This is a genomic window from Hymenobacter duratus (assembly GCF_014698995.1).
In the GTDB taxonomy this organism is placed as follows: Bacteria; Bacteroidota; Bacteroidia; order Cytophagales; family Hymenobacteraceae; genus Hymenobacter; species Hymenobacter duratus.
In genome coordinates this window covers 1003219-1026087 of sequence record NZ_JACWZZ010000002.1, presented here as the reverse complement: position 1 = coordinate 1026087, position 22869 = coordinate 1003219, and the positions used below count along the sequence as shown (strand labels likewise).

The 22869-nt window shown below is 61.0% G+C and carries 21 protein-coding genes; 9 read left to right on the top strand and 12 right to left on the bottom strand.

Annotated features, from left to right (window positions below):
• The first annotated feature begins 154 nt into the window (after positions 1-154).
• From IC231_RS12335 to IC231_RS12325, 3 genes are all read left to right on the top strand, one after another.
• Entirely contained in the window at positions 155-1360 is a 1206-nt protein-coding gene (locus IC231_RS12335; protein ID WP_211539027.1) for a threonine synthase, read from the top strand.
• A gap of 79 nt (positions 1361-1439) precedes the next feature.
• On the top strand, positions 1440-3278 hold the full coding sequence (locus tag IC231_RS12330; RefSeq protein WP_190784785.1) for a glycosyltransferase: 1839 nt from the start codon (positions 1440-1442) through the stop codon (positions 3276-3278).
• 276 nt (positions 3279-3554) lie between these two features.
• Positions 3555-4898: an ammonium transporter gene (locus IC231_RS12325; RefSeq protein WP_211539025.1), complete on the top strand. Its 1344-nt coding sequence runs from the start codon at positions 3555-3557 to the stop codon at positions 4896-4898.
• 227 nt (positions 4899-5125) lie between these two features.
• On the opposite strand, the gene IC231_RS12320 is transcribed toward IC231_RS12325, so the two are convergent.
• The 8 genes from IC231_RS12320 to IC231_RS12285 all read right to left on the bottom strand — a co-directional run bounded on the left by IC231_RS12320 (position 5126) and on the right by IC231_RS12285 (position 11331).
• A complete protein-coding gene (locus tag IC231_RS12320; protein WP_190784783.1) occupies positions 5126-5920 on the bottom strand; it encodes a ZIP family metal transporter in 795 nt (264 codons plus the stop codon).
• 23 nt (positions 5921-5943) lie between these two features.
• Positions 5944-6216, bottom strand: a complete 273-nt coding sequence (locus tag IC231_RS12315) for a DUF167 domain-containing protein (protein ID WP_190784782.1) — start codon at positions 6214-6216, stop codon at positions 5944-5946.
• Between the two features lie 2 nt (positions 6217-6218).
• A complete protein-coding gene (locus tag IC231_RS12310; protein ID WP_190784781.1) occupies positions 6219-6419 on the bottom strand; it encodes a hypothetical protein in 201 nt (66 codons plus the stop codon).
• A gap of 119 nt (positions 6420-6538) precedes the next feature.
• Positions 6539-7321, bottom strand: coding sequence for an endonuclease III domain-containing protein (locus IC231_RS12305; protein ID WP_317173278.1), 783 nt, complete (start codon positions 7319-7321; stop codon positions 6539-6541).
• A gap of 126 nt (positions 7322-7447) precedes the next feature.
• A complete protein-coding gene (locus IC231_RS12300) occupies positions 7448-8050 on the bottom strand; it encodes a hypothetical protein (protein WP_185887490.1) in 603 nt (200 codons plus the stop codon).
• Between the two features lie 235 nt (positions 8051-8285).
• Complete coding sequence (locus IC231_RS12295) at positions 8286-9206, bottom strand: hypothetical protein (protein ID WP_190784780.1); 921 nt, start codon at positions 9204-9206, stop codon at positions 8286-8288.
• 129 nt (positions 9207-9335) lie between these two features.
• A complete protein-coding gene (locus tag IC231_RS12290) occupies positions 9336-9746 on the bottom strand; it encodes a response regulator (RefSeq protein ID WP_211539023.1) in 411 nt (136 codons plus the stop codon).
• 64 nt (positions 9747-9810) lie between these two features.
• Positions 9811-11331, bottom strand: a complete 1521-nt coding sequence (locus IC231_RS12285) for a sensor histidine kinase (RefSeq protein ID WP_190784778.1) — start codon at positions 11329-11331, stop codon at positions 9811-9813.
• Between the two features lie 135 nt (positions 11332-11466).
• Between IC231_RS12285 and IC231_RS12280 the strand changes: the two genes are divergently transcribed.
• Positions 11467-12276: a TrmH family RNA methyltransferase gene (locus IC231_RS12280; RefSeq protein WP_190784777.1), complete on the top strand. Its 810-nt coding sequence runs from the start codon at positions 11467-11469 to the stop codon at positions 12274-12276.
• 132 nt (positions 12277-12408) lie between these two features.
• On the top strand, positions 12409-13908 hold the full coding sequence (locus tag IC231_RS12275; protein ID WP_190784776.1) for a hypothetical protein: 1500 nt from the start codon (positions 12409-12411) through the stop codon (positions 13906-13908).
• A gap of 183 nt (positions 13909-14091) precedes the next feature.
• Here IC231_RS12275 and IC231_RS12270 read toward each other — a convergent pair whose 3' ends face one another.
• Positions 14092-14823, bottom strand: a complete 732-nt coding sequence (locus IC231_RS12270) for a YqjF family protein (protein ID WP_211539022.1) — start codon at positions 14821-14823, stop codon at positions 14092-14094.
• A 156-nt stretch (positions 14824-14979) separates the two neighbouring features.
• Positions 14980-16788 (bottom strand): translational GTPase TypA, encoded by a 1809-nt coding sequence (typA, locus tag IC231_RS12265; protein WP_190784775.1) that lies wholly within the window; start codon positions 16786-16788, stop codon positions 14980-14982.
• Positions 16789-17043: 255 nt separating this feature from the next.
• Between typA and msrB the strand changes: the two genes are divergently transcribed.
• The 3 genes from msrB (at position 17044) to IC231_RS12250 (ending at position 19012) form a co-directional block, all read left to right on the top strand.
• Entirely contained in the window at positions 17044-17619 is a 576-nt protein-coding gene (gene msrB, locus IC231_RS12260; protein WP_190784774.1) for a peptide-methionine (R)-S-oxide reductase MsrB, read from the top strand.
• 154 nt (positions 17620-17773) lie between these two features.
• Positions 17774-18571, top strand: a complete 798-nt coding sequence (locus tag IC231_RS12255) for a DUF3050 domain-containing protein (protein ID WP_190784773.1) — start codon at positions 17774-17776, stop codon at positions 18569-18571.
• A gap of 84 nt (positions 18572-18655) precedes the next feature.
• A complete protein-coding gene (locus tag IC231_RS12250) occupies positions 18656-19012 on the top strand; it encodes a hypothetical protein (protein ID WP_190784772.1) in 357 nt (118 codons plus the stop codon).
• Between the two features lie 82 nt (positions 19013-19094).
• On the opposite strand, the gene IC231_RS12245 is transcribed toward IC231_RS12250, so the two are convergent.
• Positions 19095-19766 carry a hypothetical protein gene (locus IC231_RS12245; protein WP_190784771.1) on the bottom strand — a complete coding sequence of 224 codons (672 nt, stop codon included), beginning with the start codon at positions 19764-19766 and terminating at the stop codon, positions 19095-19097.
• A gap of 202 nt (positions 19767-19968) precedes the next feature.
• Here IC231_RS12245 and metG point away from each other — a divergent pair, with 202 nt between their 5' ends.
• The gene (gene metG, locus IC231_RS12240; protein ID WP_190784770.1) at positions 19969-22017 is read left to right on the top strand and encodes a methionine--tRNA ligase; all 2049 of its coding nucleotides are present in this window, start codon (positions 19969-19971) and stop codon (positions 22015-22017) included.
• A gap of 144 nt (positions 22018-22161) precedes the next feature.
• Here metG and pth read toward each other — a convergent pair whose 3' ends face one another.
• The gene (pth, locus tag IC231_RS12235; RefSeq protein ID WP_190784769.1) at positions 22162-22728 is read right to left on the bottom strand and encodes an aminoacyl-tRNA hydrolase; all 567 of its coding nucleotides are present in this window, start codon (positions 22726-22728) and stop codon (positions 22162-22164) included.
• Positions 22729-22869: the final 141 nt, after the last annotated feature.

The following is a 22869-nucleotide window of genomic DNA, read 5'->3' as shown; positions in this document are numbered from 1 at the left end:
GAACGACGCTACTTGACGATTGATATAACAACATTAGCAACGACGAGACACGAAGGGTAGCGTCTATACATCATTCCAAACAAGCATAGGCTATTCCAAGAAGGCGTTTGTTTACGGCATGAGTAGCGGGGAGTTTTGCGTTGAACTCCCCGCTATGACTACCCTCGAAACCTCCACTACCTCCTGTCTGCACGCGCTACACTGCGCTGTCTGCCACGCCCCCCACGACGCCTTTACGCTGCAGCGCGTATCCAACTGCTGCGCCCAGCCGCTGCTGGCCCGCTACGACCTGACCGCGCCCCGCACCCGCGCCGAGGCCATCAACCCCGCCGACAACTCCATGTGGCGCTACCGGGCGCTGCTGCCGCTGCTCGACGAAGCCAACCTCGTGACGCTGGGCGAAGGCTGGACGCCGCTACTGCCCTTGCCGCGCCTAGCGGCCCGCCACGGCTTCCGCAGCCTGCTGCTCAAGGATGAAGGCCAGAATCCCACTGGCTCGTTCAAGGCCCGGGGCCTGAGCATGGCGGTTTCCAAGGCCAAAGAGCTGGGCGTTACGGGCTGCATCATTCCGACGGCCGGTAATGCGGGCGTGGCTTTGGCGGCTTATTGCGCCCGTGCCGGCCTGCGCTGCGTGGTGGTCATGCCCCGTCACACGCCCACGGCTTTCAAGGAGGAATGCTACTGGTACGGGGCCGAAGTCCACCTCCTAGACGGCCTCATCAACGACTGCGCCGCCCGGGTGCGGGAGCTGAATGCCGCCGGCGAGCTGCTCGACGTGTCCACGCTCAAAGAGCCCTACCGCCTCGAAGGCAAGAAAACCATGGGCTACGAGCTGGCCGAGCAGCTCAACTGGACGCTGCCCGATGTGCTGCTGTATCCCGCCGGGGGCGGCACCGGCCTCATCGGCATCTGGAAGGCCCTGCGCGAAATGCAGGCATTGGGCTGGCTGCCGCGCCACGCCAAATTGCCCCGCATGATAGCCGTGCAGGCCGCCAGCTGCTGCCCGTTGGTGGAAACCCGCGCCGGCCGCCAGCCCAACTGCCACGCCTACGTCGGCCGCCCGTCCATTGCCAACGGCTTAGCCGTGCCGCGCCCATTAGGTGAAGCCCTGATGCTGAACGTGCTGGATGAGTCCAACGGCCTGGCCCTGGCCATTACCGACGAACAGATGCTGGCCAGCATGCGTGAGCTAAGCCACCTCGAAGGCCTGTTCGTGGCCCCTGAAGGCGGGGCACTTTGGAGCGCGGCTCTGCACCTACTGCACACCGGCCAGATACGACCTGAGGAGCAGATTCTGCTGCTCAACACCGGCTCGGCCCAGAAGTACTTGGATAACGTGCTGGGCCGAGCGAACGGATAGCGTCGCGCGAAGGTCCGGAGAGCAGAAGATGTAGCGCGGCCTGGTTTGTACCTTTGGGGCTGCCCTAACTGCTTTATCCATGCGTATTCTGCACGTGCTGTCCGCCAACTTCTTCGCCGGCTCGGTGAGCTACGCCGTACACCTGGCCGATGCGCACCGGGCCCAGGGCCATGAAGTGTGGCTGCTGTCGGACGCGGGCACGCTGCCCACAGCCGCGCACGTTGAGCAGCTGCCCATCAGCAACCGGCGGCATCCGCAGCGGCTGCGCAACATCCGACGCATCCGGCAGCTGGTGCAGCAGCAGCAGATTGAGGTGGTGCACGCCCACTCGCGCGCCGCCAGCTGGGTGGCGTATTTCGCGCTGCGGGGCCTGAAAGTGCCGCTGGTGAGCACCGTGCACGGCCGCCAGCACCTGCACACCAGCACCAGCCTCTTCGACATCTACGGCGACAAGGTCATTGCCATCTGCGCCAACCTGCGCCAGCACCTCATCGAGGAAGTGAAAATGCGGTCCGAGAAAATCGTGCTGCTGCCCAACGGAGTGGATTTCGATGAAGAAGCTCTTGGCAATGCTGGTTCCTTTGGGCTTCGACTGTCATTTATCGGGCGCTTCAACGGTGGCAAGGGCGAGCGGGCGGCCGCTCTGTTACAACAGGTGTTTCCGCAGTTGCTCACCGAGTTTGTGGAGTTGCGCCTGGCGTTGGTGGGCGGTGAGCTGGAGCATCTGCCCGAAGCCGGCAAAACGGCCCTGGCAGGCCTGCGGCAGCAGTTCGGCGCGCGGGTGGAGGTGGTAGGCTTTTCCGATGACGTGCCAGGCTGGCTGCGCCGCTCCACGCTGGTAATAGGCGCGGGGCGGGTGGCCATTGAGGCGCTGGGCGCGGGCGTGCCGGTGCTGGCTCTGGGCGAGGCCACCTGCGAGGGCATCGTCACGGAAGCCAGCTACCCCACAGCCGCCGCCTCCAATTTCGGCGACATCTCGGCGCAGGTCGGCACCAGCGCGCATGTAGAGTACGCGGCGCTGCTGGCGCAGGTGCGGGAGTTTTTGGTGGCTCCGGCAGCGGTGCCGGCGGCCCTGCAGCAACGCGCGCGCACCGAGTTCAGCTTGGCCCGCATCAGCGCCGAGGTCTTGACGGCGTACCGCTCGGCCATTATGAAGAAGCGGCTGCCGGGCTTCCTGCCGGTACTCATGTATCACAAAATTCCGACGGAGCCGCTGCAGACCCGGCACCGCATCTTCGTCACGAAAGACCGGTTCGAGGAGCACCTGCGGTTTTTTCGGCAGCAGCAGTTCACGCCCATCACCTTCCTCGACTACCTGGCCTTCGCCAACGGTGAGCGGCCTCTGGCCGACCTCCCCGCCCGCCCGCTCATCCTCACCTTCGACGACGGCTACCTCGACAACTACACCAACCTGCTGCCCCTGATGCAGCAATACGGCTACCGGGGCGTGCTCTACTTGCTCGGCGACCCCGCCATCCGCTACAACTACTGGGACGTGGACACGGACCCCACCGAGCCGCGCTCCGACATTATGGACGAAGCGCAGAAGCGGGCGTTTGTGGCGGCAGGCTGGGAAATCGGGGCCCATACCATGCGCCATGCCCGGCTGCCGGAGCTGCCGCTGCCCGAAGCCGCCCGCGAGATACGGGAAAGCAAAACGGCTCTGGAACAAGCCCTAGCCACGCGTATCGTGTCGTTTGCTTACCCCTATGGTGCTCTGACAGAAGCTCATAAGCAGCAGGTGCACGAGGCCGGCTTTGCATTCGGAGTGGCCACCGACACCGGCGGCCTGCACCTCGAAGATGACCGGATGCAGGTGTTCCGGGTGAATATGTTTCCGGAGGAAACCACGGCCACACTGCGCAAGAAAACGTCGTTCTGGTACCGCGCCTACTACCGCTGGAAGCGCGGCAAGTAGCCACCCCACCAACTAGTGCGTCGGAATATTCCTGACTGGCATCCCTATGCCGGTTGGGGTCATCGTGCCTGTTTGATAATAGGTGGTATTTTTGATTTTGCCTTACCACAAAAGGGTGTTATCTGATATTTTGATAACATACATCATATGTGTGTATAAAATTTAGGGTGATTCGTCTTGATTTGATGTGTTTTTTCATAAATTGGTATTGAAAACGATAGTCATGCCTATTTGATGTCCATGGTTCCTGCCTCGAAGAAGCTCACCAGTCTAAGCATGTTAGCGCTCCTTTCCGTGGTCGGTCTGTCTGGCGTGGCTGCTTTCACAGAAGTACCGCATCCGGCTGCTGAAGCCGGGGCGCTCAATGCGGCTGATGTGGCTTGGATGCTAACGGCCACGGCGTTTGTTCTGATCATGACGCCGGGTCTGTCGTTTTTCTACGGCGGTATGGTGCGGCCCAAAAACGTCATCAGTACCATGCTGCAGAGCTTTGTAGCCATGGGCGTGATTACGCTGGTGTTCTACTTCGTGGGCTTCTCGCTGGCTTACGGCGACTCCTGGCACGGCCTGATCGGCAATCCGCTGACGTTCGTAATGCTGCGCAACGTGGGCACCGCGCCCAACCCGGCATTTGCGGCCAGCATTCCGTTTGTGCTCTACTTCGCGTTTCAGCTCAAGTTTGCTGTCATCACGCCGGCTCTTATCACCGGCTCGTTTGCCGAGCGGGTGCGCTTCAAGGGCTACCTGGCTTTCATGGTGCTGTTTTGCCTGTTTATCTACTGTCCGCTGGCCCACTGGACCTGGCACCCGGAAGGCTTCCTGCGGCAGTGGGGCGTGCTCGATTTTGCCGGTGGTACGGTGGTGCACATTTCGGCGGGCATTGCGGCGCTGGCCGGGGCCATGGTGCTGGGCCGCCGCTCAACGCACCTGCGTAAAACCACATTTTCCACGCCCAACGTCCCGTACGTGCTGCTGGGTACCGGGCTGCTGTGGTTCGGCTGGTTTGGCTTCAATGCCGGCTCTTCGCTGGGTGCCAACGACGTAGCGGCGCTGGCCTTCGTGAATACCACGCTGGCTTCGGGGGCGGCCCTCACGGCCTGGCTGCTGGTAGAAACGGTGCACGGCGGCAAGCCCACTGCGCTGGGCGCCTGCATCGGGGCCGTAGTGGGGCTGGTAGCCATTACGCCGGCCGCGGGCTTCGTGCAATACGGGCACAGCGTCTTTATCGGGGTCATTGCGGCGCTGATCAGCTACGGTGCCGTACACTGGAAAAACAACCGCACCACCATCGACGACACGCTGGACGTGTTTCCGTGCCACGGGCTGGGCGGCATCGTGGGCATGCTGCTCACGGGCATCTTCGCCGATAAAGTGGGCCTGGTACACGGCACGGCCACCGTGTTCGGCTACCACGTGCTGGGTTTGGTGATTGTGGTAGCGTACTCGTTCGTGGGTTCGTGGGTGCTGCTAAAGCTAACGGACCGGGTGTTCGGGCTGCGCGTGAAGCTACAGGACGAAGAGTTGGGACTCGACCTGAGCCAGCACGAGGAGTCCACGTACCATGTAGATGAAGAGTTTGAGCGTACCTACCGCCGCGAGCTGGTGGAGGAAAACGCCTAGGTACCATTCGGGCAGTACCATTTCTGCAAATCTGGCACTGCTCCCGGATGCGTTGGGGGAAGGGGAGAGAAAAAGCCGTCAGGGGGGAATCTGACGGCTTTTTCATGTTTTTCAGATAATAAAGTAAAACGTCTGTCATCCTGAGTTGGCGAAGGACCTTATGCCTGTCGAATAGTTTCGTTCCGGCGTGAGAAGGTTCTTCGCCAGCTCAGGACGACAGATAGGACTTACTCCATCTTGCTCAGGAAAAAGGACACCAGAAAGCCCAGCACCGTAATCAGTCCTGTGAAGTTGTGTGCCACTTCAAACGCCTCCGGAATCATGGTGTCGGCAATCATGGCCAGCACCGCGCCCGCCGATACGGCCATGGTAGCGGCCACTACCTCGTTGGAGAAGTGGCTGAACACCGTGTAGCCCAACAGCGACGATGCCCCCGAAACCAGCGCAATGCCGGCCCAGAGCAGCAGCACGTAGTGGGCCGGCCTCCCCGCCTTGCGCATGCCCGACGCACTGGATAGGCCTTCGGGTAGATTGGAGAGGAAAATGGCTACCACGGCCACCATGCTCACGGCCCCGCCGGCCAGCATACTCAGTCCAATTACAATGCTTTCTGGAATGCCATCCAATAGTGCCCCGATGGCCAAGGCCAGCCCATTGTCGTCGCCGGCCTCGTTGCCTTCGGTCTGGCCCTGCTGCACGGCGTTTCGCTCCTGGCTTTGGTGGTGGCCCGAGCGTTTGCGGTGTTTGGCGCCATGCCGGGCCAGCAGCCAGTTGGCCAGCGTGAAAGCCGCCGCGCCGCCCACAAAGCCCAGCGCCGTGGCCGTGAAGCCACCTTTGTGGTAGGCTTCTTCCATCAGCTCCAGCGAGAGGGTTGAAATCAGGACACCACTACCGAATGCCATAACAGCCGCAATAAGCCGCTGCGGCACCTTGGCATAGTAGCCGATGGCCGCACCCAGCAGCAAGGCAGAACCCGAAACTAGGCCCCAGAATCCGGCTTGCGTCCAAGTAGGAAAAGTCATTAGTATACAGAAAAGGGCCTGTTTTAGGAGGCCGTGAAAGGTGCCAGCGCCACCCGCAGCTCCTCCTCCGACACGCCGGCCAGCTCTACTTTCTTGAACGGGGCCGTGTGGCCGCTCAGTAGCGTAAACTGAGACTTGGGCAACCGAAACACCTCGGCCAGATAGGCCAGGAGGCAGGCATTAGCCTTGCCATCCTGCGCCGGCGCGTGTAGGCGCACGGTTACAGTGCCATCAGAGGCTACCTGCAGGGCGTTCTGGCGGCCATTAGGCTTGGCTTTGAGGTGCAAAACGGCCACAGCTAGGCCGGGTCGTTGTAGGCGTCGTACACGTTCCAGGCCCAGATGACGAAGGGCACCACGATGGTCCAGGCCAGCAGAAAGCCGATAACGCCGCCCACGGCCCAAATCAGGAAGGCCTTCAGAATCTGGCCCTTGATGAGTTGCCCCAGTCCGGGAATGAAAAACGAAAGCAGGGCAGGTACGCCGTAGGTTGGTTTCATTGTTTGGTGATGAAGTGATGGGGTAAATGGTGACAGGTGACAAGATAGAGGTAATAGGTGATGGGGTAAGTGATAACAAGACCTGTCACGAGTTACCTGTCACCATTTACCCCATCACCTCAAGCCTGCACCCGCGCCTGCCCAAACGGGCATTGGTCGAGCACGACGCAGCGGCCACAGGCGGGGGTGTGGAAGTAGCAGCATTTTTGGCCGTGAAACATGAAGGCCTCGTGGTGGTCGTAGACCTGTTGGGCGTCCCAGCCGGGCGGCAGCAGGTCGGCCAGCAGCTTGTGGGCCGGGCCTTCGCCCACCTTCGGCCCGATAAGGCCCAGGCGCTGCGCCACGCGGTGGTGGTGGCTATCCACGGGCATAGCCGGAATGCGCAACGTGCTGAAGAGCAGCACGGCCGCGCTGGTTTTGGGCCCCACGCCCGGAATGGCTTCCAGCCAGGCCCGCGCCTCCGGAATGGGCAGCTCGGCCAGAAACTGCAGGTTGCAGGGGCCGTTGCAGCGCGTGGTTATTTCGCGCAGCACGGCCTGCAGGCGGGGCGCTTTCTGCTCGGGCCACGTGCACGCGCTGATGGCTTCCTGCACCTGCTCCGTGGGGGCGTCGCGCACTTGTTCCCACTCCGGAAAGCGGGCCCGCAGCTGCTGGTAGGCGCGGTGCGAGTCCTGGTTGCGGGTGCGGTGCGAGAGTAGCGCGCTGATTAGCTCGCTGAGCGGGTCTTTGGTGCTAAAAAACGGAAAAGGCGCGCCGTACTCGGCGCACAGGCGCGCGTGTACCAGCAGCGCCTTTTGCTGGCGGGCTTCGAAGTCGGCGGGAGCAGAGGCAGGGAACAGAGAGGATGTCACTCCGCTGCTTACGAAGCGGCGGAAGCGCGGGTTGGTGGCGGAGCGGCGCACCGGCCAAAAGTCCGTTCACAGGATCAGATGAGTAGCCCTTCGTGTTCAGCGTACCAAGGCCATATTTACCAAAAAGCGCGGTTCCCGGGTGGAAACCGCGCCTTTAAGCAGATATATCGGCCGGAATTACGGGCGCGTCTTGCGGAGCAGCCGAATACGGAACTGGCCTTCGGTGATGTTCTTGGTCTGGTTGTTCCGGTTTTTAAACGAGCCCCGGAAAGTACCAACCAGCATATCATTGGTTTTACTTAGCAGCTTGACCGTCATGCCATCAGCGGTAGAGGCCACGTACACGTTGGGGTCCGGGTTTTGGTTCGGTAGCTGGCTAGGGGTATAGTCGGAGAACGTAACGGAGGAAATTACCGGCAGATTACTTGTCGTGAGCTCCAGTGGTAGAGTCGCGGCGTCGAGGTCGAGGCCGTTGATCATCACCGTGAAACGACGGCAGTTTCCGCCAGTATTCTCCATGCGGAAAATATCGACCTGCCGCAACTGCATAGTATTGGCCACACTAAAGTTCTGATAGCCATTGTAGAGTGTGTCGTTCGCACCAGCGAACTGAAATTTGGCGGTGCAGTCGTAGAACTGGCCATCAACCTTGGCGCTGACGAACTCATCGGTACGCGAAACCGTGTCATACGGGTCGGGGGTAGGCTCGGAGCCGCTGGAGCCGCAGGAACTCAGGCACAACAGAGCTAAGCTTGCTGCCGAAAGCAAAAGAGTGCGCATAAATAGAAAATTAAAAGATTGAAACTAGCTCCGCCGAAGAACTGCAGCCGAAAACCTGCGCTTACAGGGGTTGAGCGGTAGCGAAAGGCTGCATTAATATAGGATCTTTCTGATACAATAGTGAAACGTACTGGAAATTTCCTCCTGCTGGCGGGCTGTCTTCAACGTCAGCAGGAGTGGCAGGGCAGTACCCGCAGTCACAGCAACTGTTGTTCCGCTCACTCTGCTATTGCAGCTACTGCCCGCGGTTGTAGAGGCTGATGGCCTGCCGGACATTGTTTTGGCTTTTGCCGCCCAGCACCAGCGGCACAACCAGAAACGGCAGGCTGGCATACACAAGCGGCGAAATGGAAGGGCCGCTGCTATTGGGATTCAGCGACGACACCAGCCCGGCCACCAGCAGGCCCCCGGCCGCCACGTAGCTGACGGTGGTATAGGTCTGGTACTGGCGGGCCTGCAGCAGCAGGTTGGTGGCCGTGGGGTTGTCGGCGGTGGCCAGGGAGAGGTTGCGCAGGTTCAGGTCCTCGATGGGGCCGTTGTCTTTGCTGAAATACTCGGTTTTGGTGGTGCGGTACATCGGGCCGCCGTAGCCGCCATAGGGGTAGCCCCCAAACCCGCCGTAGCGCCCGTAGCCGCCGTACGGCCCAAACCCGCCCATGCCGTTGCCGGCGTATTGCGTGCTCGTGATGGAGTAGAGGCTGATGCGGCCCACTTTGTCGCGGCGCAGCGTGGTTTCGCGGGCCGAGCGGCCGGGCAGCGTGGTGCGCACATAGAAGCCGGTTTCGTCCTCGTAGTAGCGCACCTGGTCCATTTCAAAACGCTGCTCGTCCACGAGCAGGTAGGGCCGCCCGATGAACGGCTGCTTCATCAGCACATCGTAGCCCTTATACACCTGGCCGTTTTTGAGGCCCACGGCGTAGCGGGTGGTGTTGGCGGGGGGCAGCGTGGCGCGCTGCTGCTGCTGCCGGCGCACCGAGTCGGGCACTACGGGCGGGGCGGCCAGCTGCCGGGGCGCGGCGCGGCGGGCCGTATCAACAGGGGTAGTAGGAGTGGGCAGCGTGCTGAGCTGCCGGGGCGCGTTTTGGGCCTGGGTAGCGGCCGGCAGTGCCACGCTGAGGCCGGCCGTCAGCAACAAAACAGAGCGGTTTACTAGCATCGGGAGAGGGAATACAGGGAGTAGAAGTGCAGCTAACGCCGGCGACCTAAAAAAAGCACAGCCAGCCAGCAGCACAAAATAAATCAGCCGGCCGTTAGTTCCCGGACCGCCGGAAGCCGGCGGGCGGCGCTATTTCAGCAGCTTCTCCAGTAGGCTCATGCTGTCTACCATGTCGGGGCTGGTTTCGAAGTCCAGGGGCTTGATGATGTAGCCGCTCACGCCCAGGTTCTGGGCGTTCAGCCGGTCTACGTCCATCGAAGACGTGGTGATGATGAACACCGGAATGTCGGCCAGCTCGGGGTCTTTGCGGATTTCCGCCAGAAACTCGTGCCCGTTCATCTTGGGCATGTTCAGGTCCAGCAGAATCACTTCGGGCAGCGGCCGGATGGCTTCCGCGCCGTTCTGGCCGCGCAGCAGGTCCAGCGCTTCCAGGCCATTGAAGGCGGAATACAGCTGGTGCTGCACGCTGAATTTCTCGAACGACTTCTTCACCGTCATCGTGTCAAAAAAATCGTCTTCAACAAGCAATACAGAGCGCATAAGCGGGAACAGTAAGTGAGGTGGAAAGATACACATTGTGCGGCCCTGCTGCGGCCGAACCGGGCTACAGCGTAGCGGCCGGCAGCTCCGGCACAGCCGCTTTCGGCCAGGTGAAGACAAACGCCGCGCCCTGCCCCACGGCCGACTCCACGCGGATGCTGCCTTTCTTCTCGTCAATCATTTTCTTGACAATGCTGAGGCCGATGCCGGTGCTTTCGGCCGTGTTCCGGTCGCGCAGGGTCTGAAAGATGAGGAAGATTTTCTCGTGGTACTCCGGCGCAATACCCGGCCCGTCGTCCTGCACCCGAAACTCGTAGCAGCGCCCGATGTCCTGGCAGCTAACCGTGATGGTGCCGGTGGCTTTGTCGTGGTATTTGGCGGCGTTGCTCATCAGGTTCGTGAACACCTGCTGCAGGCTGAGGCGGTCCGTCACGAAAGTGGGCATCGTTGTCGGAATTTCCACCTGGAAGGCTGGCGGCACCACCAGCTCGGCCACTTCGCGCACCAGCTGCTCCACCCGCACTTCTTCCAGCTTCTGCTCGGTGCGGCCCACACGGGCATAGGCCAGGATGCCGTTGATGAGGTCTTCGAGCCGGATCAGGCGGCCCTTCATCATGTCCAGGTACTGGCGCATCTGGGCGCTGAGCTCGTGGGGCAGCTCATCTTCAATCCATTTCAATACGGTCAGGACACCGCGTACGGGAGCTTTCAGGTCGTGGGAAGCCACGTAGGCAAACTGGTCCAGCTCCTTGTTGCGGTTTTGCAGGGCCGCAAAGGTTTCTTCCAGGGTCTGGGTCATGTGGTTGAGCGACGTGGCCAGGTTGCCGAGGCTGTCCTGCTGCGCGCCGTTGCTGATCTTGACGCTGTAGTCGCCCTGCACCACCCGGTCGGCCAGCTGCTCGATGATGGCAATGCGGCGCGCCGTGTCCTGGTTTACCTGGGCCAGCTCCTGCTGCAGCCGCTCATTGGCCTGCAGCTCCCGCGTAATTTTTGAGAACAGCCACAGCACAATCAGGATGGCCAGCACCGCCGACCCTACAATGGCAATGGGTGTGGTATTCTCGTAGAAATCCTGATTCAGGCTCCGCTCCCGCAACAGCACGGTTTCGGTGGCGGTCATATCACTCACTATTTTCCGCAGCTTTTCCAGCGTCGGCTGGTCGGCCAGCAGCAGGTCGCGGGCCGCGTAGGGCGTGGGGTTGACGGTGCTCCATTTTTTCAGCACCTGCTTCTCATACGCTACCAGCCGGCGCAGCGTATCCAGGCGGTTTTGCTGCACCGGATTGTCGCGGGTGAGCAACTGCAGCGAGTCGAAGTCGCGGCTGGTTCCTTCCAGGTTGGTCCGGTACTCCGCCAGCCGGGTGGTATCGGCCAGCAGCAGATACGCTCGTACGGCCGTCTGGGCATCGCGCACTTTGGTGCGCAGCTGCGACGTATACTGCAGCACCTGATAGGTATGCTCTACTTGGCGGGTGTAAAACGCAAGCTGCTGAATGCTGCGGTAGGCCAGCAGCGAGGTAAGCAGCAGCACCGCTAGGGCAATGATAAACCCGAGCAGAATTTTGGTATTGAGTCGTAAGCGCATCAGAACAGGGAGCGGAGCAGGGAGTGTGGGCGCTTACGCGCATACAAGGATAACGGTTGAGTCGCCAAGCGGGCTCGTAATCCTGCGAAGGGCAGGTGTATCTTTGGGGCCACCGCCTCCAGCTCTACGCCCCGTATGCCCGCTCCAGATCCGATTACCTCGCCCCAGAATCCGCGCATCAAGAATCTGCTCAAGCTGCAGCAAAAATCGTCGGAGCGGCGCGAGCAGGGGCTCACCATTATCGAAGGCCACCGCGAGCTGACTATTGCGCACGGCGCGGGCGTACCCATCACGGCGCTGTTTGTGTGCCCGGAATTAGCTGGTGAGGTGCGCCAACGAGAGCTGCAGGCATTGTTTGGCAGCCGCCAGCCCGAGTGGTTCGAGGTGTCGAAGGCCGTGTTTGAGAAAGTAGCCTACCGCGAAGGCTCCGACGGCGTGCTGGCCCTCGCGAAGCCGCCGCGCCACACGCTGGCCGGACTGCGCCTGCCGGCCGCCCCCTTGCTGCTGGTGCTGGAAGCCGTGGAAAAACCGGGCAACCTGGGCGCCATTCTGCGCACTGCCGATGCCGCGCAGGCTACGGCCGTCATCGTCTGCGACCCGCGCACCGACCTCTACAATCCCAACGCCATCCGCTCCAGTATCGGCTGCATCTTCACGGTGCCTACTGTTGCTACCACCCGCGACGAGCTGCTGGCCTGGTGCCGGCAGCACGGCATCCGCACCTATGCGGCGGCTCTTACCGAGCAGGCGGTACCCTATACCACCTGCGACTTTCGTGGCCCTACCGCTCTGGTGATGGGCACCGAAGCCGACGGCCTCACGCCGGAGCTCATGCAGGCCTGCGACCAGACTATCATCATTCCCATGCGCGGCGCCATCGACTCACTCAACGTCAGTACCGCCACCGCTATTCTTACGTTTGAGGCCGTGCGCCAGCGCGGGTAGCAGCGGACGGCGGCGCCCGCTACCGCGCGGGCACCTGGCTGCCCGGTCGGGTTCAGGCTAGAAAACGCTAATTTTCGCTGGCTGCCCGGTTGCTGAGGTATTCGTGCTGCTTCATCCGGCCTCCATAGCGCTATGCCGCCCGAATTTCCTGTCCGCATCCGCACTACCCCGTCGGCCAGTCGGCTTTCCCGTCTCTGGCTGCCCAGCCTGGTGGGGCTGGCCGTGGCACTGCTGCTGCTGAGCACCTACCAGCGCATCATTCAGATAGACGAAGCCTGGATTGGGGAGCAGGCGTACTGGGCTGCCCGCGACGGAGTGGTGCGTTCGGAGCTGTTTCGGGGCTTTCTGCACGCCGAGGTGCGGCAGCTGGTGTACCACAAGCTCTTTGTGTGGCAGGCTGCCGGCCTGATTCGGGTGGCCGGCTGGTCGGTAACGGCCCTGCGCCTGCTGAGCCTGGCGTATCTGGGGCTGTTTGTGGGGCTGTGCTGGCGCTACCTGCGCACCCTGGACCTGCGTCCCTGCAGCAGGTGGCTATATATGCTGCTGCTGCTGGCCAATACCCTGGTTGCGGAGTTCAGTTTCACTTTCCGACCCGAAATCATGCTCATGACGCTGGGCTTTGCGTCCTGGCAGTGTCTGCAGCTGGCGGCCCATGCCCGGAGGGGGCTGTGGTATGTGGCCGGAGCCGGCCTGCTGGCCGGGCTGGCGGCACTCACGCACCTCAACGGCCTCATCTTCGTGGGAGCGGGCGGGCTGCTGCTGCTGTGGCGCCGGCAGGCGGTAGCTGTCGTCGTGTTTGCGGGGCCGGTGCTGGTGTGCGCCGGGTGCTACTTCCTGGAAGTGGGCTTGCTGGGAGCCTGGGCCGCGTTCGGGCAGCAGCTCCAGCCGGCTGTGCAGCCGGAGGCGGGCGTCGGAGCCGGCCTGCGCCGACTGCTGCACGAGCATAAGCGGCTGTTCCACTCGTTTAAAGAGTCTCCGCTTTCAGTCTGCGCCCTGCTGGCCAGCGCGGTGCTGTATCGTCACCGGAGCCGGTTTGCTGCCGGCTGGCTACCAGAGCTGCTGCTATATACGCTGGCGCTGCTGGTGCTGCTGGCCGTGGGCAGCCAGAACGACAACTCCTTCTATACCATTCTTTACATCCCGTTTCTGGTGCTTCTCATCACCGCCGCCTTCGACCGGCTGCCCGAGGACAGCCACTGGCTGAACCGGGTGGCCAGGGTGCTGCTGGGGGCTTATCTGCTGCTCAATTTCGGCGGCACGCTCTACCTCACCAGCCGCCACCGCAACATGGCAGAGCAGCATCAGCGGCTGGTTCGGCATCTGGCTCCGTACCGGGGCGCGGCCGTGGTGGCGCCGTTACCATTCGTGTACAACGGGCTGGAGCATTTTGCTGTGCAGGGCACGTTCTGCTACTACCTGCTGGCACAGGTACAAGCACAGTCTGGTGCACCGTTTGACTTTTTCGCGCAGGCGGCCCGTTTCCAGCGGCAACTACTGCTGCTCGATGAGGAATCGTTGGAGTTGCTGCACCTGCCACGCCCAAGAGCCGGTCAGTCTTTTGGCGCCTACCACTTCAGCCACCGGTTCGAGTCGTTTTACATCTACACCTATGCGCCGCCCCGCAGGCCCTAGCACGTGTCAGTGTCAGGATGCTGGGTTCGGTTACGGCAGCTGCCGGCCGCGATGTTGCATCCTGGCAGTTACGCCAGGTGCCGCCAGGTTTGCCCGCGGCCCGCGTAATCAGAGTGGAAGTAGCTACCGGACCAATGCAGCACCATACCGCGTGTGAGGTGCGTCGGTAGCTGCTTCGGAGCTTCAGACGCGGCGCAGCTCCTGCACCTGCACATCCAGCGGATCGGCGGCGTAGAGCAGCGGCGGGCCCTGCAAGGTGGGCAGGCCATGGCTTTCCACCAGCGTCGAGTCCCATTCCTGCAGCGTAGCTTCCCGCAGGGTCCAGGGCTCGTGCCACAGGCGGCCGCGCCACAAATAAGGACTTTGTATGCCCTGCCGCAGGTCGGCGCCGGCCGTGTACAAACTATACCGCTCCGTGAGAAAATACGCCAGCGTACCCGGCTGCGCAGGTGCCAACGCGGCGCCCGGCGTCCAGGTAGCCGCGAAAGAGGCAGGCGCTACGCCCCGGTGGGTGCGCTCGGCCACCGCCCGCAGCGTGCCCGCCGTTTCCGTCAGGCTGATGCGGGCGTGCAGATACGGCAGATGAAACAGCGTGCGGGCCGCCCACACGCCTAGCGGCTGCGTGGCATCCAGGGAGAGAAACCAGACGCCCGGCACCCCATCCAGAGTAGCGTAAGTGCGCACGTTCAACTCATGTAGGGCGCTTAGCCCCGGCACGGCCGGCAGCCCCAGCGGCCGGATGTGGCTCATGGTAAATGGCACCACGCCCAGCCACGCCTGCCCCTCAAACAGATCCAGCTCCAGCCGCGCGGGCAGGTACGGACGCAGCAACTCGGGCGGCACGGGCCAGTGCGCAAACAGCAGGTTGCTCCAGCGCTGGCGCATCAGGTGCAGGCGGCGGGCAGCGGGCAGCAACAGGCCAAGCAGGAATAGCAGACATGAACGGGTACGTTCCAGAAGTAAGAATCAGTCTGATAACAGACAGCTCCCGCAGAAGCTTACTGTTGCGAACAATAAAAAAGGGGACGCAGCCCTCGGCAACGTCCCCTTTTTAACTCTTTCAACTAAAACCTAGTCTACTTTCTTGGCCGAACGCAGACGCTCGTTCTCGTCAAGCAGAATCTTACGCATCCGCACCGATTTCGGGGTTACTTCCAGGTACTCATCTTTCTGGATGTATTCCATGGCTTCTTCCAGCGAGAACTGACGCTTGGGCACAATTTTCACGTTGTCATCCGTACCCGAGGCACGCATGTTCGTGAGTTTCTTGCCTTTCTGGATGTTGATGGTCAGGTCGTTCGGGCGGGTGTGCTCGCCGATAACCTGGCCAGCGTACACCTCTTCACCCGGATCCACGAAGAACTCACCACGGTCCTGCATCTTGTCGATGGTGTACGCAGTGCCGGCACCGGTGTCCATCGAAATCAGCGAGCCGGAGATACGGCCGGGAATCACGCCTTTGTAAGGCTCGTACGAAGCAAAGCGGTGGTTCATGATGGCCTCACCAGCGGTGGCGGTCAGCACGTTGTTGCGCAGGCCAATCAGGCCGCGGGCCGGAATGTTGAACTCCAGGTGCTGCAGGTCGCCTTTCGGCTCCATGATGGTCAGCTCGCCTTTGCGCATCGTCACCAGCTCGATAACCTTGCCGGCAGTTTCCTCCGGCACGTCAACTACCAGATGCTCGATAGGCTCCAGGCGGTTGCCATTGTCGTCCTCGCGGAACAGTACCTGTGGCTGGCCTACCTGCAGCTCAAACCCTTCGCGACGCATGGTCTCGATGAGTACCGACAAGTGCAGAATGCCGCGGCCGTACACCAGGAAGGTGTCTTCCCGGTCGGTTTCCTTCACGCGCAGGGCCAGGTTTTTCTCGGTTTCCTTGAACAGACGGTCACGCAAATGGCGCGAGGTCACAAACTTGCCTTCCTTACCAAAGAAGGGCGAGTTGTTGATGGTGAACAGCATGTTCATCGTCGGCTCGTCGATGCTGATAACCGCCAGTGCCTCGGGGTTTTCCGCGTCGGCCAGCGTATCGCCGATGTCGAAGCCTTCGATGCCGGTTACGGCGCAGATTTCGCCCGAGCTAACCTCGGCTACTTTCGTGCGGCCCAAGCCTTCGAACACTTGCAGCTCTTTGATTTTGACCTTTTTGATGGTGCCGTCACGCTTGATCAGGCTCATGTTAGCGCCTTCTTTCAGCGTACCGCGGTGCACCCGGCCAATGGCGATACGGCCCACGAACGACGAATAGTCGAGCGAGGTAACCTGCATCTGAGGCGTGCCGTCCAGGGTAGGAGCAGGCGGGATGGAAGCCACCACGGCGTCGAGCAGCGGAATAATGCTGTCGGTCTTCACTTTCCAGTCGGTGCTCATCCAGCCCTGCTTCGAAGAGCCGTACAGGGTCACGAAATCCAACTGGTCTTCGGTGGCACCCAGGTTGAACATGAGGTCGAATACCTGCTCATGCACCTCATCGGGGCGGCAGTTTTCTTTGTCGACTTTGTTCACCACCACGATAGGCTTCAGGCCCAAGTCAATGGCTTTGCCCAGTACGAAGCGAGTCTGGGGCATGGCGCCTTCAAAGGCATCGACGAGCAGCAATACGCCGTCGGCCATTTTCAGTACGCGCTCCACCTCGCCGCCGAAGTCGGCGTGACCAGGAGTGTCGATGATGTTGATTTTTACGTCCTTGTACCGTACCGATACGTTTTTGGAGACGATGGTGATGCCTCGCTCACGTTCCAGGTCATTGTTGTCCAGGATGAGGTCGTCGAACTGCTGGTGCTCGTCGAACAGCTTGGAGGCGTGAATGATCTTGTCCACGAGCGTAGTCTTGCCGTGGTCAACGTGGGCAATGATGGCGATATTCCGAATGTTCTGCATACAAAGGTTTTTCCGGGCGCAAAGGTACGGAATGTTTAGCGCAAAAACCCGCACTAAGGAATTGTTACTGAGAGAGGAAGAAACAGCGGGCAGGAAGCAAGACAACTCCTTGGGCTGCTGCAGTTCCCGTTGGTGGTGGCAAACAAGTTTTACCAGCGGCAAGGCCGAACCACCCGACGGCTTCGTATGTTGCTCACAAGCGGCCTGACCGCTGATATCGGCCGCTTATCGTCCTTTTTTCTCTTCCTCCCCGACATGCGCTTCTCATTCCTGATTCTTCTCCTGTCCGCTCTGACGCTGAACTCTGCCTGCTCGCAGAAAAAGAGCAGCCGTGACGCAAAAATGGACCTGGCGGATTCTCCCCGGCCCGTTACGGCTCCTTCCGCTGCCGCCAAGGCGTACCCCAAACCCAAGGTAGTAACCGGCAAACCCGACGAGTTTCCGATCCGCAAAACTGATGCCCAGTGGAAGGCGCAGCTAACCCCGGCTCAGTATTTCATTCTGCGCCAGCAGGGTACCGAACGGCCTTTTGTGAACAAGTATGCCAACAACCACGAGAAGGGCAACTACTATTGCGCCGCCGACCACAACCTGCTGTTTTCCTCCGAAACCAAGTTTGAAACGGGAACCGGCTGGCCGAGCTTCTGGGCACCTGCTACCGATAGCAGCCTGAAAGTAACCGCCGACAACAGCCTGGGCATGAGCCGCGACGAGCTGGTGTGCGCCAAGTGCGGCGGCCACCTCGGCCACGTCTTCGACGACGGCCCCAAGCCCACCGGCCAGCGCTACTGCATGGATTCCGACGGTATGATCTTCGAAAAAGCAAAATAGGGTATTCATTGCGCGTTGCTGGTTCCTGAGTAGCTCTGGCAACTCATAACGGATATACTTTTGCGCCCGGCCCGCTGGCAATCCAAGCCAGCGGGCCGTTTCGTTTGTTAGTGGCTTATAGCGTAAGCTCCACCGTAAACTCGCTTTTTACTTTATGTCAACTTCCGTTCATCCTGATTCCATTGCCGAATTGCAGCAGGCGCTGGCTCCGGCCCGAGAGCAGCTGGTGGCGCACGGCGTGTATCAGTCGCTGCACTCCCTCCATGATTTGCGCGTATTCATGGAGCACCATGTGTTTGCCGTCTGGGATTTTATGTCGCTGCTGAAGGCCCTGCAGCGCGAGCTGACCTGCGTAGAGGTGCCGTGGGTGCCCCGCGGCAACCCCGCCACGCGTCGCCTCATCAACGACATCGTGCTGGAAGAGGAAACCGACGTGGACCCCGAAGGCCGCCCCGCTAGCCATTTCGAGCTCTACCTGCGTGCCATGCGCGAGTGCGGCGCCGATACAGCACCTATCGAAAAGCTGCTGGCCGCGTTAGCTGCTGGCGCTACTGTAGGCCAGGCGCTGGAGCAGGCGCAGGCCCCGGCTTCGGTGCAGAAGTTTGTGCTGGCTACGTTCCGCATCATTGATTCGGGCAAGCCGCATACTGTGGCTGCCGCTTTCACCTTCGGCCGCGAAGACGTGATTCCCGACATGTTTCGTCACTTGGTAGCCGACCTTACGCAGCGTTTCCCAGGCCAGCTCGATACGTTCAGCTACTACCTCAACCGCCATATTCAGCTCGATGAGGAAGTCCATACGCCGCTGGCCCAGCAGATGGTGCGCGACCTGTGTGGTGATGATGCGCAGCGCTGGCAGGAAAGCCGCGAGGTAGCGGTTGGGTGCATGCAGGCCCGGATAGCCTTGTGGGATGGTATCCGGGCTGCGCTGACGCAGTCGGCGGTTCTTTAAATCCGCTGTGCTTCAACCTGGCAGCGGCTTAGCTCGTTGTAAAGAAGCAGTGTCTGCTTCGGTGCTGCTTTCTCCGCTATTCCGATGAAAATCATTTCTGCCCGTTTGCTTGTCGGGGCCTGCCTGCTAAGTACGGCCACGCTGCTGAGCAGCTGCTTCACCTCCCAGGAAAGCTCCAATGAAGCTGCCCGCCCTACCGCGCTGCCCGCCACTATCCAGACCGATGCTGACCGACAGGCGGCTTATAATAGCGGGGCCGGCTACGGCGGTTCCGTACCCGATGCTACCCCGGGCCGGGTGCCGGTGGGGGAGCAGGCCAGCGGTATCAACTCCCGCAAACGGCCCGAAAGCCTCAATACCAACGACCCCAATACCACTACGCCCGAGACCCGTCTGCGCCGTCTCAATGGTGCGCCCACAGACACGCTGCGCCGCCCATAGGGCAGTGCTGAGTACAGAAGATAGAATGCCCGGTCGCTACGAAAGCAACCGGGCATTCTATCTTCTGTACTCAGTGCACGGACTAAATACCAGTGTTGGAAGTATTGTCCTGGGCCGGTTCCTGTGAGTTGGTCGTGGCCGAAACCGGCTTTTTTGCGGTAGCCGGGCGGGAGCGGCCGGGAGCAGCTGAGGAAGCTGTTTTGGCAACTGGTCGGGCTGCGGCTGGTTTAGCTGTTCCGGATGCGCTGCTCCGGACTGTCGCCGGTTTGGCCGCCGCTGGTTGGGCTGTCGTCCGTGCCGGCCGGGCAGGCGCCGCTTTAGAATTCGTTGCTGCCGGTTTAGCTGCCGGTTGTTCAGCGCCCAGGTCAACAGAAATGCTGTCCGAGCCCGCGACGGTGCCATTCTCATGGTGGCGCACGATGGTGTGCAGCGCCTGCTCAAACAAGTGCTCCATGTCGGTGTCGAGGCGCTGCGTAGCATCTTTCACTACTTCCTTCAGCTTCGCTTTGGCCTCTTTCCGGATGCGCTTCACCAGTTCGTTGATGTGGTTGTCCAGCTCTTTCTGTAGCTGTTTCGCAGCTGATTTAAGAACCTTCTTCTGGCTGGATTTTTTGGCGGAATTGCTGTCAGAAATACTGGCTGATGCTTTCTGCGCAGCCTTAGCCGCTTTGCGTTGAGTCTTTTCAGCGGGGTCCTTCTCTCGGGCAGCTTTCTTCTCCTTCTTGGGACTTTTCTCTTGAGCAGAATTTTTCATGGCTTGTGGCATTTAGGTAGAGAGTGGTAGCATGTGATACGCAAGACTCCGCTGTAGGCTGCTTAAATATAGCAGTATTTATAGGCTGGATTGTTAAGAATATGCCGACGCGGCACCTTTCGCCTTATTCCTCGTTCCTTTGCACTCCCGTTGGCTTTCCGGCTGCGGTTTTCTCTTGCTAAAGTTGCTTTCTGCCCCCGATATGGCCTCATCTGTCCCCAAGCGCTACACCGTTACGGCCGCGCTGCCCTACGCCAACGGCCCCGTACACATCGGCCACCTAGCTGGCGTGTACCTGCCTGCCGACATCTACGTGCGCTACCTGCGCGCCCAGCAGCGCGACGTAAAATTCATCTGCGGCTCCGATGAGCACGGCGTGCCCATCACCATCCGGGCCCAGAAGGAGGGCGTCACGCCCCAGCAGGTAGTCGATAAGTACCACGCCATTATCCGCGACTCGTTCCAGGATTTCGGCGTATCGTTCGACATCTACTCGCGCACGTCCTCGGCCACGCACGCCGAGGTAGCCAGCGGCTTTTTCAAGAAGCTCTACGAAGAAGGCAAGTTCATTGAGCAAACTTCCGAGCAGTACTATGACGAGAAGGCCGACCAGTTTCTGGCCGACCGCTACATCGTGGGTACCTGCCCTAACTGCGGCAACGAAAACGCCTACGGCGACCAGTGCGAGAAGTGCGGCACCTCGCTCAGCCCCACCGAGCTGATCAACCCGCGCTCCATGCTGAGCGGCAACCACCCCGTGCTGCGCGAAACCAAGCACTGGTATCTGCCCCTCGACCAATACGAGCCCTGGCTGCGTGAGTGGATTGTGGAAGGCCACAAGCAGGACTGGAAAGCCAACGTATACGGCCAGTGCAAATCGTGGATCGACCAGGGCCTGCACCCCCGCGCCGTAACCCGCGACCTGGACTGGGGCGTGCCCGTGCCGGTGGCCGGGGCCGAGGGCAAGGTGCTCTACGTGTGGTTTGATGCGCCCATCGGCTATATCTCGGCCACCAAAGACCTGCTGCCCGACACCTGGGAAACCTACTGGAAAGACCCCGAAACCAAGCTGGTGCACTTCATCGGCAAGGACAACATCGTGTTCCACTGCATCATCTTCCCCACGATGCTCAAGGCCCACGGCGACTATATCCTGCCCGATAACGTGCCCGCCAACGAGTTCCTGAACCTGGAAGGCGACAAAATCAGCACGAGCCGCAACTGGGCCGTGTGGCTGCACGAGTACCTGCAGGATTTCCCCGGCCAGGCCGACGTGCTGCGCTACGTGCTCTGCGCCAACGCCCCCGAAACCAAGGACAACGACTTTACCTGGAAGGATTTTCAAGCCCGCAACAACAACGAGCTGGTGGCCAACCTCGGCAACTTCGTGAACCGGGCCGTGGTCCTGACGCACAAGTTCTTCGCGGGCAAAGTACCCGCCGCCGTGGGCTTCACCACCGAGGACGAGGACGTGCTGCGCCAGCTGCAGGAGTTCCCGGCCCGCATCGGGGAGCTGATTGACAACTACCGCTTCCGCGATGCCCTGAACGAGTTGATGAATCTCTCGCGCCTCGGCAACAAGTACCTGGCCGACCAGGAGCCCTGGAAGCTCGTCAAAACCGACGAGGCCCGCACCGGCACCGTGCTGCACGTGTCGCTGCAGCTGGCTGCCGCCCTGGTCACACTGCTGGAGCCCTTCCTGCCCGAAGCCGCCGCCCGCCTGGGGGGCATGCTGAACACCGAGAAAGGCACTTGGCCCCAGGCCGGCCGCCCCGACGCGCTGCCCGCCGGCCACCAGCTGGCCGAAGCCGCGCTGCTGTTCACCAAAATCGAGGACGCCACCGTGGAAGCCCAGGTGCAGAAGTTACTTGATACCAAGAAAGCCAACGAGCTGGCCGCCGCCGTAGCCGCCCCCGCAAAAGAGGACGTGAGCTTCGAGCAGTTCCAGCAGATGGATCTGCGCATCGGTACCATCGTGGCCGCCGAGAAGGTAGCCAAAACCAAAAAGCTGCTCAAACTCAGCGTAGACCTCGGTTTCGACGAGCCCCGCACCATCGTGTCGGGCATTGCTGAGCACTTCCTGCCCGAGGCCCTCATCGGCCAGCAGGTGCAGGTGCTGCTCAACCTCGCCCCCCGCGAAATCAAAGGCATCCAAAGCCAGGGCATGCTCCTGATGGCCGAAAACGCCGACGGCGTGCTTAGCCTCATGCAGCCCAGCAGCCCCGTACGCCCCGGTTCCGGCGTAGCGTAAGCCGCTACCCGATAACAACAGAACGTCATTCAGAGCGAAGCGAAGAATCTCGCTAGAGGGTATATCGATTGATACCCTCTAGCGAGATTCTTCGCTTCGCTCTGAATGACGTTCTGCTTTTACAGTATGGCCTGAATGCGAGGATTACTTCACGTTCACCACGTTCATAGCCCGTTCCACGCCCATAGCCCCGAACGCCAGCACGGCTTCGGCGGCTTTTTCCAGGCGGCCTTCCAGGTCAATGTTTTCATCGGCGGAGAAGGGGCTGAGCACGTAGTCCACCTGTCGGCCCTTCGAAAAGCTGGAGTCGATGCCGAAGCGCAGGCGGGCGTATTCGTCGGAGCCCAGGGTTTCCTGGATGTGCTTGAGGCCGTTCTGGCCGCCGGCCGAGCCTTTGGCTTTCAGCCGCAGCTTGCCGAAGGGAAGGGCCAAGTCATCCGTCACGACGAGCATTTGCTCCTTCGTCAGCTTGAGCGTGCTCAGCCAGTGTGCCGCCGCTTTGCCGCTCAGGTTCATGTAGGTGGTGGGCTTCACCAGCACGTAGGTGTGGCCCTTGTGCTTGATTTCGGTGGTGAAGGCGTGGCGGCCCAGCTGCCAGGGTGCGGCGTCGTGTTTGCGGGCCAGGTAGTCGCCCACCATAAAGCCCACGTTGTGGCGCGTATCGGCGTATTCCGGCCCGATGTTGCCCAGGCACAGCACAAGAAACTTCATAGACCACGGATTTAGACGGATTTTTCGAATGCCACGGATTTCGTGGACGATTATTCGGGCAACGCGGCCCTACCCGTCAGATTAAGGCGTGAAATTATTCAAACAAGCACTAAAAAAGCCGCTCTGCAAGCAGAGCGGCTT